Annotated in this window: 14 protein-coding genes; 8 read left to right on the top strand and 6 right to left on the bottom strand. The window is 58.8% G+C overall.

The window, feature by feature from the left end:
- Positions 1 to 146 precede the first annotated feature (146 nt).
- Positions 147 to 1664 (top strand): malonate--CoA ligase, encoded by a 1518-nt coding sequence (locus AC2FH9_RS14025; protein WP_496750324.1) that lies wholly within the window; start codon positions 147 to 149, stop codon positions 1662 to 1664.
- Here the strand turns inward: AC2FH9_RS14025 and AC2FH9_RS14020 are convergent.
- The 5 genes from AC2FH9_RS14020 to AC2FH9_RS14000 form a co-directional block, all read right to left on the bottom strand.
- Positions 1651 to 2388 carry a metallophosphoesterase family protein gene (locus AC2FH9_RS14020; RefSeq protein WP_496750323.1) on the bottom strand — a complete coding sequence of 246 codons (738 nt, stop codon included), beginning with the start codon at positions 2386 to 2388 and terminating at the stop codon, positions 1651 to 1653. The two genes, AC2FH9_RS14025 and AC2FH9_RS14020, sit on opposite strands and share 14 nt — an antisense overlap.
- Before the next feature lie 118 nt (positions 2389 to 2506).
- The gene (gene serA / locus AC2FH9_RS14015) at positions 2507 to 4102 is read right to left on the bottom strand and encodes a phosphoglycerate dehydrogenase (RefSeq protein WP_496697508.1); all 1596 of its coding nucleotides are present in this window, start codon (positions 4100 to 4102) and stop codon (positions 2507 to 2509) included.
- A 65-nt stretch (positions 4103 to 4167) separates the two neighbouring features.
- Entirely contained in the window at positions 4168 to 5349 is a 1182-nt protein-coding gene (locus AC2FH9_RS14010; RefSeq protein ID WP_496871935.1) for a phosphoserine transaminase, read from the bottom strand.
- A gap of 199 nt (positions 5350 to 5548) precedes the next feature.
- Complete coding sequence (locus AC2FH9_RS14005; RefSeq protein WP_496689966.1) at positions 5549 to 6643, bottom strand: Gfo/Idh/MocA family protein; 1095 nt, start codon at positions 6641 to 6643, stop codon at positions 5549 to 5551.
- Between the two features lie 12 nt (positions 6644 to 6655).
- Positions 6656 to 7366: a GntR family transcriptional regulator gene (locus AC2FH9_RS14000; protein ID WP_142637238.1), complete on the bottom strand. Its 711-nt coding sequence runs from the start codon at positions 7364 to 7366 to the stop codon at positions 6656 to 6658.
- Between the two features lie 107 nt (positions 7367 to 7473).
- On the opposite strand from AC2FH9_RS14000, the gene AC2FH9_RS13995 reads away from it, so the two are divergent.
- The 6 genes from AC2FH9_RS13995 to AC2FH9_RS13970 are packed head-to-tail and all read left to right on the top strand — an operon-like array spanning position 7474 to position 13050.
- Positions 7474 to 8628: an LLM class flavin-dependent oxidoreductase gene (locus AC2FH9_RS13995; protein ID WP_496871933.1), complete on the top strand. Its 1155-nt coding sequence runs from the start codon at positions 7474 to 7476 to the stop codon at positions 8626 to 8628.
- The gene (locus AC2FH9_RS13990; RefSeq protein WP_496692572.1) at positions 8628 to 9518 is read left to right on the top strand and encodes an aldo/keto reductase; all 891 of its coding nucleotides are present in this window, start codon (positions 8628 to 8630) and stop codon (positions 9516 to 9518) included. Before AC2FH9_RS13995 ends, AC2FH9_RS13990 begins: the two co-directional genes overlap by 1 nt.
- Positions 9518 to 10033, top strand: coding sequence for a flavin reductase family protein (locus AC2FH9_RS13985; protein WP_185956692.1), 516 nt, complete (start codon positions 9518 to 9520; stop codon positions 10031 to 10033). The genes AC2FH9_RS13990 and AC2FH9_RS13985 overlap by 1 nt, the downstream gene beginning before the upstream one ends.
- A gap of 53 nt (positions 10034 to 10086) precedes the next feature.
- Positions 10087 to 10674 carry a TRAP transporter small permease gene (locus AC2FH9_RS13980; protein WP_496689969.1) on the top strand — a complete coding sequence of 196 codons (588 nt, stop codon included), beginning with the start codon at positions 10087 to 10089 and terminating at the stop codon, positions 10672 to 10674.
- Entirely contained in the window at positions 10675 to 11964 is a 1290-nt protein-coding gene (locus tag AC2FH9_RS13975; protein WP_496697500.1) for a TRAP transporter large permease, read from the top strand.
- 24 nt (positions 11965 to 11988) lie between these two features.
- Positions 11989 to 13050, top strand: coding sequence for a TRAP transporter substrate-binding protein (locus AC2FH9_RS13970; RefSeq protein WP_496697498.1), 1062 nt, complete (start codon positions 11989 to 11991; stop codon positions 13048 to 13050).
- Positions 13051 to 13080: 30 nt separating this feature from the next.
- Here the strand turns inward: AC2FH9_RS13970 and AC2FH9_RS13965 are convergent, their stop codons facing one another.
- Entirely contained in the window at positions 13081 to 13551 is a 471-nt protein-coding gene (locus tag AC2FH9_RS13965; protein ID WP_496697700.1) for a tetratricopeptide repeat protein, read from the bottom strand.
- A gap of 84 nt (positions 13552 to 13635) precedes the next feature.
- Here AC2FH9_RS13965 and AC2FH9_RS13960 point away from each other — a divergent pair, with 84 nt between their 5' ends.
- Positions 13636 to 14835: a cytochrome-c peroxidase gene (locus AC2FH9_RS13960; RefSeq protein ID WP_496750318.1), complete on the top strand. Its 1200-nt coding sequence runs from the start codon at positions 13636 to 13638 to the stop codon at positions 14833 to 14835.
- Positions 14836 to 14912: the final 77 nt, after the last annotated feature.

Genomic DNA, 14912 nt, shown 5'->3' with positions numbered 1-14912 from the left:
CCCCCGATCGCCAGAAGACAGTTTGTCCGCAGCAACCTCTGGCACATCGTGCGGACAGAACGGCGACCGATTGCGCCTTTCAGGGCTTTACCAGCACGCCATTCCAAGACAGATTCGCCAGGACTGGACAGAAAGGAACTCGGTAAATGGGCAACCCGCTTTACGATCGCTTGTTTGGCATTCACGCGGGCAAAGAGACGCCTTTCCTGCATCTGCCCAACGGTCAGGTGCTGACCCATTCTGATTTCCTGGACATGGCATCTCGGTTGGCCAATACCCTAATCGGCTTTGAGCTCGAACCCGGACAACGCGTTGCGGTTCAGGTGGAAAAGTCGCCCGAAGCGCTTGCGCTGTTTGCTGCTTGTGTGCAGACCGGTCTGGTTTTTCTGCCACTCAACACTGCCTATACGGTCAGCGAACTGAGCTATTTCATCGAAAACAGCGGCGCTGCGCTGGTGGTCTGCGATGATGTAAATAAGGCTGGACTGGCACCCGTCGCCGCCGCCCAGAAGGCACGACTTGAAACGCTAAACGCTGATGGATCCGGCAGCCTGATGCGGCGTGCTCTGGGTATGCTGCCTGCTTTCGAGCCGGTCAACCGCACCGAGGATGATCTGGCCGCCTTCCTGTACACGTCCGGCACGACCGGCCGATCCAAGGGCGCGATGTTGTCACAGGCCAATCTGCTGTCGAATGCCGAAACATTGGTACGGGAATGGCGGTTTACCGACGATGACGTGTTGCTGCATGCTCTGCCAATCTTTCACACTCATGGGCTGTTCGTGGCAACCAACGTGGTGCTGGCTTCGGGCGGGTCGATGATCTTTCTGCCAAAATTCGATCTGGATGAGGTACTGCGGCATTTGCCTGATGCAACCGCGATGATGGGGGTTCCGACCTTCTACACCCGTCTGTTGGATGACGACCGGTTCACCGGCGATCTGGCACGTCATATGCGGCTGTTCATCTCGGGCTCGGCCCCAATGCTGGCCGAAACGCATCAGCAGTTTGAGGCCCGCACCGGGCACCGCATTCTTGAACGCTACGGTATGACCGAGACCAACATGAACACCTCGAACCCCTATGACGGTGAACGCCGCGCCGGATCCGTGGGGTTCCCCTTGCCGGGCATTGAGCTGAAAGTGACCGACTCTGAGACGGGTGAGACCTTGCCACAGGGCGAAATCGGCATGATCGAAGTGCGTGGTCCCAACGTCTTTGAGGGCTATTGGGAAATGCCCGAGAAGACCGCAGCAGAGTTGCGCGAGGACGGGTTCTTTATCACCGGCGACCTTGGACGTGTGGACGTGGACGGCTATGTCCATATCGTCGGACGCGGCAAGGACCTGATCATCTCGGGCGGGTACAACATCTATCCCAAAGAAGTCGAACTGGTGCTGGACGACCAGCTCGGTGTTCTGGAAAGCGCAGTTATCGGCGTGCCCCATCCGGATTTCGGCGAAACCGTGTTGGGCCTGTTGGTAGCCGAACCAAACAAGTCGCCCGACCTCGAGGCCATCATGGCAAGCGCACAGACCCAACTGGCGCGATTCAAACATCCCCGCAAGCTGATCGTGCTGAACGAATTGCCGCGCAATACGATGGGCAAAGTGCAAAAAAACGCGCTACGCGAAGCTTACAAAGACCTGTTTACCGAAGACTAGGTCTCAGCGGCGCGCGCCCCTGTGCGGTCAGCAACCAGCAATCACGGCCCTCGAACACGGCAGTGGCCAACGGATGACCATAGCCCGCACCCGCATCCAAATTGATCCGATTGCCGCAATGTTCCGCCGCATCCACAGGGGTGTGACCATGCACGATCAGCCAGGGGTGCGGGCCAGATTCAACCAAAAATTCCTGCCGTATCCAAACCAGGTCATCTTCGGATTGCTGCAACAGTGGAAGACCGGGCCTGATGCCAGCGTGGACGAACAGCAGCTCATCCTCTTGATGGTAAACTGGCAAAGCGTTGATGAAATCCAGATGTGCTGGCGGTACGGCGGCACAGGCCCGTTCATGGACCTGATAGATGCGGTCATTGTCCGTGACTTCCACCCCGTAGGAGGCCAGCGTTTCCCCGCCACCCAGCCGAGGGTTCAGCCAGTTCAGCGTGATGGGCAGCTGCTTGTCCGCGATTTCTCGGTCCTGCACAAAGCGGGCCATCATGCGGTCGTGGTTGCCCTTGACCATGACCCAGTTGCGCCCCGCTTTTTGGCCTTCGATCAGCAGGTCCAGCACAGCGCGGCTGTCCGGGCCCCGGTCGACATAGTCACCCAGAAACACGATCTTTGCATCTGGCCCGCCATCGGCCTCGATCCGCGACAGCGCAACCTGCAGCATGCCGAGCTGGCCGTGGATGTCACCGATTGCATAAATTGGCGAGGACATGGAAAACCCTAAATCAACAGGAACACCCTGCTTGTGACGCGTCTTGGCGGCCGGGAAAAGAAAATACCCACGCCTTGGAAGACGCGGGTATGAAGTGTCTCAGATATTCAACACCGCCTCAGGCAACGTCGAACTCCAGCGGTTTGATTTGCGTGAACAGGCCGGTTTCAGCCAGCTTTGCCCGCGCCTCGGCTGGTACGGGTTCATCAACATAAAGCAAGGCGATCGCCTCCCCCCCTGCCTCGGCGCGTCCGAGGGTGAAGTTCGCGATATTGACGCTGTGCTCACCCATGGCCTGGCCCAACGCACCGATGATACCCGGCACATCTTCGTTTGTGGTATAAAGCATGTGCGCGCCCACCTCGGCGTCGATATTGATGCCTTTGATCTGAATGAAGCGCGGCTTGCCATCACTGAACACGGTTCCGCCGATCGAACGCTCGCGTTTCTCGGTCACGACAGTCACCTTGATATAGCCCTCGAAGGCGCCAGACTTGTCCTGATTGGTGGTCGAAATCTGAATACCACGTTCCTTGGCCACAACCGGGGCCGAAACCATGTTCACCTCGGGATTGAACTTCTTCATGATCCCGGCAACAGCCGAGCAGTTCAAAGCGGCAAGATTCATCTCTGACGCAACACCATCATACAGGATGTTGATCGCTTTGATCGGCTCATCCGTCATCTGACCAATGAATCCGCCCAGATGCCCGGCCAATTTGATCCACGGGCCCATGACCTTGGCCTCTTCGGCGGTGACGGACGGCATGTTCAGCGCGTTCTCAACCGCGCCGGTCAGCAGGTAGTTCGAGATCTGCTCAGCCACCTGCAGCGCCACGTTTTCCTGCGCCTCGGTCGTTGCGGCCCCCAGATGCGGCGTGCAGACGACGTTGGGCAGGTTGAACAGCGCGTTTTCCTTGGCAGGTTCCTCGCTGAACACGTCAAAGGCGGCCCCGGCGACATGGCCGGATTGCAACATCTCGGCCAGCGCCTCTTCGTCGACCAGACCACCACGGGCACAGTTGACGATGCGCACGCCGGGCTTGGTCTTGGCCAGATTTTCGCGGCTGAGGATGTTGCGAGTCTGATCGGTCAGCGGCACATGCAAGGTGATAAAATCGGCACGCGACAGCAGCTCATCCAGTTCAACCTTTTCAACACCCATCTTGGCGGCTTTCTCTTCGCCCAGATAGGGATCATAGGCGACAACCTTCATTTTCAGGCCCAGGGCGCGTTCGCAGACGATCCCGCCGATATTGCCCGCACCAATGACGCCCAAGGTCTTGTTGGTCAGCTCGATCCCCATGAACTTAGACTTTTCCCATTTGCCTGCATGGGTCGAAGTGCTGGCCTCGGGGATTTGCCGCGCCACGGCGAACATCATCGCAATCGCGTGCTCGGCTGTGGTGATCATGTTGCCAAAGGGCGTGTTCATCACGATGACGCCCTTCTTGCTGGCGGCATCCTTGTCGACATTGTCGGTGCCGATGCCGGCGCGACCTATGACTTTCAGCTTGTCCGCATGTTCCAGCAAGGTCGGCGTGACCTTGGTGGCCGAGCGGATGGCAAGGCCGTCATATTGGCCAATCACTTCGGCCAGCTTGTCTTTGTCCTTGCCCAGGTCGGGCATGAAATCCACGTCGATGCCGCGGTCGCGGAAAATCTGAACAGCGGTTTCACTGAGTTTGTCAGAAACGAGTACTTTGGGAGCCATGTCTGTGGTCCTTGAATGTAATGAGATGTCCGGGCCTGAGGCGGCCCGGTGAAGATTGGGAAAGATCAGGCGGCTTCAGTTTGTGCTGCGAGCTCAGCCTCGAAGGCCCAGGCTAGCCAGGGCAACATCGCTTCGATATCCGAAGTTTCGACCGTGCCGCCGCACCAGATACGCAGACCCGCAGGTGCGTCGCGATAAGCCCCGATATCCAACGCGATATTCTCGGCCTCCAACCGTTTTGCAACGGCCTTGGCGAAGGCTGCGCCGTCCCGAATGCGCGCATCGGTGAATTTCAGACAGACAGACGTATTCGACTGCGTCGCCGGGTCGTCAGCCAGGTTGGCGATCCAGTCATTCTGCTCGCAGAACGCATGCACCTCACCGGCATTGGCATCGGCCCGGCCAATCAATCCCTGCAGACCACCAACTGAGCGCGCCCAGTCCAATGCCAACAGATAGTCCTCAACCGCCAGCATCGACGGGGTGTTGATCGTGGCGCCAGTAAAGATACCATCGATCAGCTTACCGCCCTTGGTCAGGCGGAAAATCTTGGGCAATGGCCATGCGGGGGTATAGCTTTCAAGCCGCTCCACAGCGCGCGGGGAAAGTATCAGCATCCCATGCGCCGCCTCTCCGCCCAGAACTTTCTGCCAGCTAAACGTGGTCACATCCAACTTGTCCCACGGCAGGTCCATCGCGAAGGCCGCCGAAGTCGCATCGCAGATCGTCAAACCCTGACGGTCATCCGCAATCCAATCACCGTTTGGCACCCGCACGCCCGAAGTCGTGCCGTTCCATGTAAAGACCACGTCATGGAAGAAGTCGACCGAGGCCAGATCGATGATCTGCCCATAATCGGCTGTTTTCACTTCGGCGTCGATTTTTAGCTGCTTGACCACATCCGTGATCCATCCCGCGCCAAAACTTTCCCAGGCCAGCATCTCGACCTTGCGTTCGCCCAACAGCGACCACAGCGCCATCTCAACCGCGCCGGTGTCAGACGCGGGAACGATGCCGATCTTGTAATCTGCTGGAATGTCCAGCACTTCACGCGTACCTTCGATGGCCGCTTTCAGCTTGTCCTTGCCAACAGCAGCGCGATGCGAACGGCCAAGTGCTGCGTCAGCCAGTTTGGTCAGGTCAAATGTGGGGGGTTTGGCGCAGGGCCCCGAGGAAAAGCGCGGATTTGCCGGCCGCGTTTCAGGTTTGCGCACGGCGTCATTCGATGCCGGTTGTTCGATAGTCATGTGTATTACCCTTCCAGATACACGCCCCTCGTTGGGGAGGGGTGTCCCACGGACAGAGCTAGGGTGCAGACGCAGCATCAACAAGCGAAAAAGACCCATCAGAAATCAAAAACGACAGGTTTTTATGCGCAAGTTGGGGGAGTGCGTTTCCGATAGGCGCAATTTCGTCACCGGCACAGCGCATCGTCCTTGTTGCCTATCAGGTCAACCGAACGGCTTCACCCGTTGCCAGCGCCTGTTGTGCCGCCAACCCCATACGAACGGACCACAGCCCATCCTGTAGCGTCACATCCGGCGCAGCCCGCTCGCCTCGAACAAGCGCAAGGAACCCCTGATGCTGGTAATAGGTCGATCCATTGTGGTCCCCGGCGGCCAGCAGGCGCGGATCGACGGGGATGTCCTGTGACACCGGCCCCTTCGGATTACGCGGGCTGACAATCACCTGCGGCACCGGCGGCTCACCCAGATGATCGGGCCAAAAGCGCCCCGGCCCCGGCACCAGCGCCTCGATCTTGGCCAGTTGTCCTGTGGCCGAGATTTCCTCTTGGTACCGCGATCCTTCGGCGAACATGCACAGTTCCAGCATCGCCCGCGTGCCGTTGGCGAAATCAACCAGAACATAACCGTGATCCAGAATATCCGGCGTTTCCCCATCATAGCTTTCGTCCAGATGGTTTACCGCCTGCCCACCGCTGGCGGTGATCCGCACCGGATCGGACCCAAGGATCAGCCGCATCAGGTCGAAGAAATGGCAGCATTTCTCGACAAATGTGCCGCCGGTATTGCGGTTGAACCGGTTCCAGTTGCCGACCTTTTCCAGAAAGGGAAATCGATGTTCTCGGATCGTCAGCATCTGCACCCCGCCGGTGGATTGGAGCCCTTTGATCAAAGCGGCAATCGGAGGCATATAGCGATATTCCATCGCCACCCAGATTGGATGGGGATAGTCACGCTGCACCGTTTCCAGCCGCGCCGCATCCTGCGGATCGGTAAAAAGCGGCTTTTCCACCAACAGGGGCAGTGGGCGCATCGCCGCGATGTCGCAGATCTGATCCACATGCAGGTGGTTCGGGCTGGCGATGACCAGGCAATCCAGATCCTCGACCGCCAGAAGGTCAGCCACCGACCCCACCATCACAGCCTCGGGCGCGATCTCTTGCGCGGCGTGGGCCATCTGCGGGTCGGGCTCATAGATTGCCGCCACGCGCGTGCCATCCAGCAGAGCGATATTATGCAGGTGCTCCTGCCCCATCATGCCGCATCCGATCAGCCCGTAATTGATGGTCCGGGTCATGCGCGTTTCCTTTTACTTCAAGCGTTGAACATAGGTGGCCCGATCCGGATCGAACCAAGTTTTAGAGAATTCGACGGGTTCGACCTGTTCTGACCAGCTGAACCGCTCGATATACCCGACCGTCTGCCCGAAGGGCTTGGTAAAGCCCGTCGGTGTCCAATCGGGCAGCGCGGCGATTGAAACCCTGTCTACGGCCCGCGTGATCCAGAACCCCAACTGCTGCTGATAATAGCGATACAGCGAGTCAGACAGCAGGTTGCCGTCGATCAAACCCACTGATTCGTCGAGCCATATCTCTTCGACCGCGATGATTGTGTCATTCAAATAGCGCATCCGGCGCACGCGCGACCCCGTGGCCGCGGCTCCGAACCCGGGCAGATTGGCAGGCTTTTCCAGATGATCGACCGACAGGATATCCGCGCTTGGCAAACCGCCCCCTTCGGGCAGCTCAAGCCGGAACATCGCATAGACGCTGTTCTGCGTTCCGGTCTCACGGATGTAATTGCCCGAGCCCTGAATGCGTTCCAACATCCCTTTTTTCTCAAGCTCGGACAGCGATTTTCGCAGGGTCCCGACCGAGACATTCAGGTCCGCCGCCATGTCCCGTTCGGGCGGCAGGCGCTCACCGTCAATCAGACGGCCGGCCGCAATATCGCGGATCAGCAGTTCTGCAATCTGAACATATATCGGAAGGGCATTGGGGTTTCGGCTTGTGGGGGGCACGTCGGGGCGCTTCGATTGGTCACAGGAAAAATTGATACACTATTGATCTACATCAATGTGATTGGTACGCAAGAGAAAAAGCAAATCCATTGCGGAGACCGACTCAGATGACGATCGTCCCAATCACCTCCCCCGATCTGAACGCGGCCGAGGTCTCGTGGTTTTCGGCTCTGTGTTCGGATGACTATCAGTTTCTGGGGATGCCCGATGGCGATCTGCGGTCCAGCTGGGACCACTGTTCCGCCATCGTGAAAGAGGCCGAGGCACAGGGGTTTCGCAACATCCTGTGCCCGTCATCCTATCAGGTCGGTCAGGACACGCTCAGCTTTGTTGCTGGATGCGCACCGATCACCGACAAGATCAACCTGCTGGCCGCGGTGCGTTGCGGTGAAATGCAGCCCATCATGCTGGCCCGCACCATCGCGACGCTGGATCACATGTTGCGGGGGCGTTTGACGGTCAACATCATCTCGTCCGATTTCCCTGGTGAAAAGGCAGACAGCGCGTTCCGTTATCAACGCTCGCGCGAAGTCGTCGAAATCCTGAAACAGGCTTGGACGCGGGATGAGATCAACCATGCGGGCGAGGTCTATAATTTCTCGGGCCTGACCACCGATCCAGCCAAGCCCTATCAGACAGGCGGGCCGTTGTTGTATTTCGGCGGGTACTCTCCCTCCGCGCTGAACCTGTGTGGCGAGCATTGCGATGTCTATCTGATGTGGCCCGAAACCAAAGACCAACTGGCCGAGCGGATGAAGGCGGTTCATGCGGTGGCCGAGAATTATAACCGGACGCTGGATTACGGCTTGCGCGTTCACATGATCGTTCGCGACACCGAGGCCGAAGCGCAAGAATACGCGGATTACATCGTATCCAAGCTGGACGACGAATACGGTCGCGCCATCCGCGAACGGGCGCTGGATTCCACCTCGCTGGGTGTGGCGCATCAGGCCAAAAACCGCGATCTGGCGGATGAATACGGCTATGTCGAACCTGGTCTCTGGACAGGCGTGGGCCGGGCGCGGTCTGGCTGCGGCGCAGCGCTTGTGGGCTCCACCGATCAAGTCATGACCAAGATTGAAGACTATCAAAAGATGGGCATCCGCGCCTTCATCTTCTCGGGCTATCCACATCTGGACGAGGCCCGCCATTTCGGTGCCCGCGTGATGCCCAACCTGAAAACCTGCTCGCTGCCCGAGGAATACGGACGCGTGCCCAAAACCACCCCGGCCACCCCGCTGGGCAACGGAGTTCGCCGCTAATGCAACGTGTAAAGCTTTCAGACACGCTGGAAATGAGCCGCCTGGTATACGGAATGTGGCGCTTGGGTGATGACAGTGACACCTCGGCGGATCATGTCGAAGCCAAGATACAAGCCTGCCTGGATCAGGGCATCACCACATTCGATCAGGCCGACATCTATGGCGGTTACGCGGCCGAGGCGGTTTTGGGCAACGCCTTGCGCGCCAACCCGGCGCTGCGCGCGCGGATGGAGATCGTCACCAAATGCGACATCGTTGCGCCGATGGGCCGATACGCGGATGCGAAGGTAAAATATTATGACACATCGCGCGCGCATATCCTGAAATCGGTTGAAACCTCTCTGACCGAGATGGCAATCGACCATGTCGACCTGCTACTGATCCACCGCCCTGATCCCTTCATGGACCACCATGAGACCGGCGCAGCGCTGGACGAGGTCGTGGCCAGCGGCAAGGTGGGCGCGGTTGGCGTATCGAATTTCCGCCCGTGGGACTGGACCCTTCTGCAATCAGCTATGAAGACCCAACTGGTCACCAACCAGATCGAGATCTCGCTGGGCGAAATCCGCCCCTTCACCAATGGCGACTTGGCGTTTCATCAACAGCATGGGCAGCCGGTGATGGCGTGGTCGCCGCTGGGCGGCGGACTGCTGATGGCCGGGAACCCTCCGGTCGGCGTGGTCGCGGATGAGATCGCCGCCGAATTCGGAGTGGACCGGGCCGCAGTGGCCGTGGCCTTCCTTCTGGCACATCCTGCAGGCATCCTGCCGGTGCTGGGCACCAACAATCTGGGTCGGATCAAACAGATTTCGGACGCCTTGAAAGTCAATCTGGATCGCGAGAGTTGGTACCGCCTTTATGAGGCGGCACTGGGCCATGAGGTACCATGATGAATGCAATGTCACAGGACATGAACCATACTTTCATCCCACACAAGGATGACACCCGAACCCTGCGCGATGCGTTTGGCCGCTTTGCCACCGGAGTTACCATCGTCACCTGCAACAGCACGGACGGTCCGGTCTGCATCACTGCCAACAGTTTTTCGTCCCTGTCGCTGGACCCGCCCCTGATCATGTGGGCCGGCGACCGCAACTCGCGCCGCTTCCCCTATTTCCACAAGGCGCGCCATTTCAGCGTTCATGTACTGTCCTCTGAACAGGCCGAGCTGTGTTTCGGCTGCTCGAAAAACGCCTTTGCGTTGCGGGACATCGCCCATGGGCATTGCTCGAATGGCACCCCTCTGCTGCCGGATTGTCTGGCACGGTTTGAATGTGAACAACACGCTTATCACGACGCAGGCGATCATGTGATCGTGGTGGGCAAAGTCCTGAAGGCCAGCATAAGCGATGGAGACGCGCTGACCTTCTATGCCGGAAAACTCGGCCAATTCGCGCAGTCCTAAGCGCGCTCTGACGACTGCGGGACAAACCCGCGGCTGACATAGGGAGGAAACGCATGGGCGGACTGGCAACGATGCTGGCGCCGATTGCATTCGTGAACGAAACCGTGCTGCGATTGGGCCGCGCGGTTGGCGTCGTTGCGATTGCATTCATGGTGACCGCAATCCTGATTCAGGTATTCTTCCGATATGTGCTAGGCAACGCACTGCCCTGGCCGGATGAGGCCGCCCGGTTCTGCATGCTCTGGATGACGGGTCTGATGGCCCCGACCGCATTTCGCCGCGGCGGGTTCGTGGCCATCGACATGGTGCCCCTGATGCTTCCGCGCGTATTGGGACAGATACTGATGCTCGCGCTGCTGTTCGTGTCACTGGCGGTGCTGCTGGTGGCGGTTAAGATCGGCTGGTCCGAAGTGACCGGGTTCGGGGGCAAATTCGCAACCGCCGCCTTGTATATTCCCACCTCATTTGGCTTTGACGAATGGTACCGCGTCCCGCGCAGCTGGATGATGGCCTCGCTGCTGGTGGGGGTGGCCCTTCTGATCGTAGTAAATGTCGAGCTGATCCTGCGCGCGATTGTCTCGCTATTGGGTGGCGCAGACCTGCTGCCTGAAATTGCCGACGCACCGGTGGGGGCTGAATAGATGTTGATTTGGTTCCTGCCCACCTTCCTTGTCTTTCTGATGATCGGCCTGCCGGTCTTTTTCGCCCTTTTGGCCGCCCCGGGTATCCTGCTGTGGCTGAATGGCCAATCCAATGACATCACCCTGCTGTACCGCAATGTCTATAACGGCATGGACAGCTTTCCCCTGATGGCAATCCCTTTCTTCATGCTGGCCGGAGAGCTAATGAACCGCGGCGGGATAACCATCCGTCTGGTGGAATTCAGCCAAGCCTTGATGGGCCATTTTCGCGGCGGGTTGGCGCATGTGAACGTGCTCAGCTCGATCCTGTTTGCGGGACTTTCAGGCTCTGCCGTGGCGGATACATCAGCGCTGGGTTCAATGCTGATCCCGGCGATGGAGAAGCAGGGCTATACCCGCAAATTTGCCGCGGCAATCACGGCGGCCAGTTCCGTCATAGGCCCGATCATCCCGCCTTCGGGCATCATGATCATCTACGCTTATGTGATGGGAGAAAGCGTTGCGGCGCTGTTTCTGGCCGGAATCGTGCCGGGCGTAATGGTTGGCGTTGGCCTGATGCTGATGATCAAATTCATGGCCGACAAGTATGATTTTCCCGTTGCCAGCCGCAAATACACATGGAGTGAACGGGGTCAGGCCAGCCTCAAGGCGTTCTTTCCACTGCTGACTCCGGTGATCATTCTGGGTGGTATTCTGGGCGGTATCTTTACACCTACCGAAGCCGCAGCTGTGGCCGTCGGCTATGCCTTTCTGATCGGCTTTTTCATCCTGCGCACCCTGACGCTCAAAGAAGTGCCCGAGATCCTCAGCAATGCCGGCCTGACCTCCGCCGTCGTTCTGCTGCTGGTGGGGGCGGCGATGGCGTTCAAAACCGTGGTCAGCCTCAGCCATGCGCCAGAACAGCTGGCCTCGCTGATCCTCAGCCTGTCGGAAAACCCGCTGATCCTGCTGTTTCTGATCAACCTGCTCTTGTTCGTTGTCGGCATGTTTCTGGATGCCGGGCCTGCGATCATCATTCTTGGGCCGATCCTGGGACCGATCTTTACCAGCCTCGGCGTCGACCCGATCCACTTTGCCATCATCATGAGCGTCAATTTGACCGTTGGTCTGGCCACACCGCCCATGGGGCTGGTGCTGTTCGTGGCCGCCGCCGTGTCGCGCGAAAAGGTTGAAACCATTGCCAAAGCGATCCTGCCGTTTCTGGCCGTTGAAATCATCGTGATCTTTCTGATCACTTACATCCCCGCATTATCCATGACGATCCCGAGGATAACGGGATTTGCCAACTAACTGAGTTCCACAGGGAGGAAACGCATGCTCAGAACCTTTATCAAAACCGCAGCGGTGGCCACGTCGCTGGTCGCCGCATCAGCCATCGTGGCCACGGCAGCAGATTATACGCTGCGCGCCACGGCCAACTCGAACGAAAATGACGAGGATTATGACGGTCTGATCGTTTTCAAAAACTATGTCGAAGCCGCTTCGAACGGCGCGATCGAGGTCGAGCTGTTCATCGGTACGCAGCTGTGTTCGAACGGCGCGGAATGCCTGCAGGGCGTGGCTGATGGCACCATCGACATCTATATCTCGACCTCAGGCGGGGCGTCGGGCATCTTTCCCTATGTTCAGGTCCTCGACCTGCCTTACCTGATGGCGGATGACCGGATTGCCGAGCATGTTCTGTCCGGTGATTTCACCCGACAGATGCGCGACATGGCGCTTGAGGATTCCGGTGGCGCGATCCGTCTGATGACCATCGGCAATACCGGCGGCTGGCGCAACTTTGCCAACACCCAACGTCGCGTGGCCGAGCCTGCCGATATGGAAGGGTTGAAAATCCGCACCGTGGTTGCCGACCTGCCGCAAGAACTGGTCAAAGCCCTGGGTGCATCGCCCACCCCGATCCCGTGGCCGGAACTGTTCACCAGCTTTCAGACCGGCGTGGTTGAGGGCTCCAAGAACGGCATCACCGACATCATGGGCATGAAATTCCCCGATGCTGGCCTGCAATATGTCACGCTGGACGGTCACGCCTATATGGGCGCGCTGTGGTGGATGAATAACGCCAAGTTCCAGGAGATGCCCGAAGACATGCGCCGCGTGGTGGTCGACGGGTTCTATGCGCTGCAGCAGGCCACGTTCGCGTCGCCCAAGCGCAAGTCGATCCAGGCCTATGAGGATTTCGTCGCCGGTGGCGGCGACCTCTATGTGCCGACACCCGATCAGAAAGCCGCGTTCAAAGAGGCCGCGACCCCGGTTTATGCCTGGTTCCAGTCCAACGTGGCGCGCGGGGACGAAGTGTTCACCGCCCTGACCGAGGCTGTTGCCGCAGCTGAGGCGGATGTGAACGCATCCCGCGATGCGGACCTGAACTAAGCCATGGTGCCGGGCTTTCGAGCCCGGCCCTTACCGAAACGGGTACATCCACCCCTTGTAGTCGTTGACCAGAACATGCGCTTTTTCGATCTGCTCCGGCGACATTTTCTTGACTACTTCCTCAAGGCTGATTGCCGCATCGGGATCGCCACCAATAGCGCTGAGCGTGTACCACATATACGCCCGCACCAGATCGGGCGCGGGCATTCCCAGACCCAACTCATAATACCAGCCGATCCCCGATTGTGCCCCCGGATGCCCCTTCATCGAGGCGCGCAGATACCACTCAAACGCGCGCTCGTAATCCTGCTCAACCCCCAGACCCAGCCCGTACATTACCCCGATCAGCTCTTCAGCCTCGGCATTGCCCGACCGTGCGGCGGGCATCAGTTCCTCGCGCGCAGCCTGAAACTCCCCGGCTTCCATCAGATCGCGCGCCTGTTCCAGCTCGGCCAGCGCCGGGGCCGCAAACAGGCAAAGGGCAAATACAAACTGGCGCATGGGATTGCTTTCCTTTTCGCCGGTGCGGCCGCAGCGCAAGAGCTGCCACGCCCGCTGACCGATGATGATTTCCTGTCCTTTGATATGGAACAGGCCGCCATTGGTCATCAACTGTTTTACGATCCGATCCTGTCGGGCAATCAAAACATCGCCTGTGCCCATTGCCACCACCCGGATTTCGGCACATCCGATGGGCTGTCACTGGGCATCGGCGAAGGCGGTCAGGGGTTAGGCCCCGATCGCACGCCGGGCACTGGGTCCGACAAAATCCGCAAGCGTATTCCCCGAAATTCGCCCGGCCTTTGGAACCTCGGGGCGAAGAACATCCATACTGTTTTCCATGACGGACGACTGAGTATCTCGGATGTCTATGGCAACGGCTTCAACTCTCCGGCGCAGGAATGGTTGCCCGCGGGATTGAATTCTCTGCTGGCCGCGCAGGCGCTGTTTCCAATGACATCCCAGTTTGAGATGGCAGGAAATGTGGCTGAAAACGAAGTAACCGGCGCGGTACATGACCGGATAGACAAGGGCTGGCCGATCCTTGCCAAGCGTGTGCGCACCGACCCCGCCTACGGTCCGGCCATGATCGCAGCCTTTCCTGAAGTCAAGACATCCGAAGACATAACGATCACCCAGATCGCCAATGCTCTGGCCGCTTTCATGGCCATCGAATGGCGCAGCATCGACAGCCCGTTTGATCAATATCTGGCTGGGAACACCGATGCTCTGACACCAACCCAAAAGTCCGGGATGGCCCTGTTCTACGGCAAGGCGCGCTGTGCCACCTGTCACTCCGGCCCGCTAATGTCGGATCAGAAGTTCCACGCGCTGGCCTTGCCGCCCTTTGGCCCGGGTCGCACCCGGCAATGGGATCCCAATGTCCGCGATGTTGGCCGCATGGGCGAAAGTGATCGGCTTGAGGATGCCTACCGCTTTCGAACGCCGATGCTGCGCAATGTCGCTCTAACCGCACCATACGGCCATAACGGGGCCTTTCCCGATCTCGACAGCGTGATCCGCCATCACCTCAACCCTGAACGCAGCCTGTCGCGTTGGACCCGTGACATGGCCACCCTGCCCGAAATTCCGTGGCTGGAACAGATTGATTTCGCGGTATGGGACGATCAGTTCGAAATGGCGCGCCAACGCAGCCGGATCGACATCCCAGAGATTGACCTGACAGATGCAGAAATCGCCAGTCTTGTGGAATTTCTGCATGGTCTGACCGGGACCAGAATCAAGACGCCGCCATTTGGGGTTCCTGGCAATTTCATCCCATAAGATCAGCCCCTGGCCAGTGCGGGGGCTGATCTGGTTGTCGTCTGTTTACTCAGCTGCGTCTTCGTATTCGGACATTG

Source organism: Ruegeria sp. CDSC081 (genome assembly GCF_059610485.1).
The sequence above is the reverse complement of the archived record's forward strand: the minus strand, read 5'-3'. Positions and strand labels throughout refer to the sequence as shown.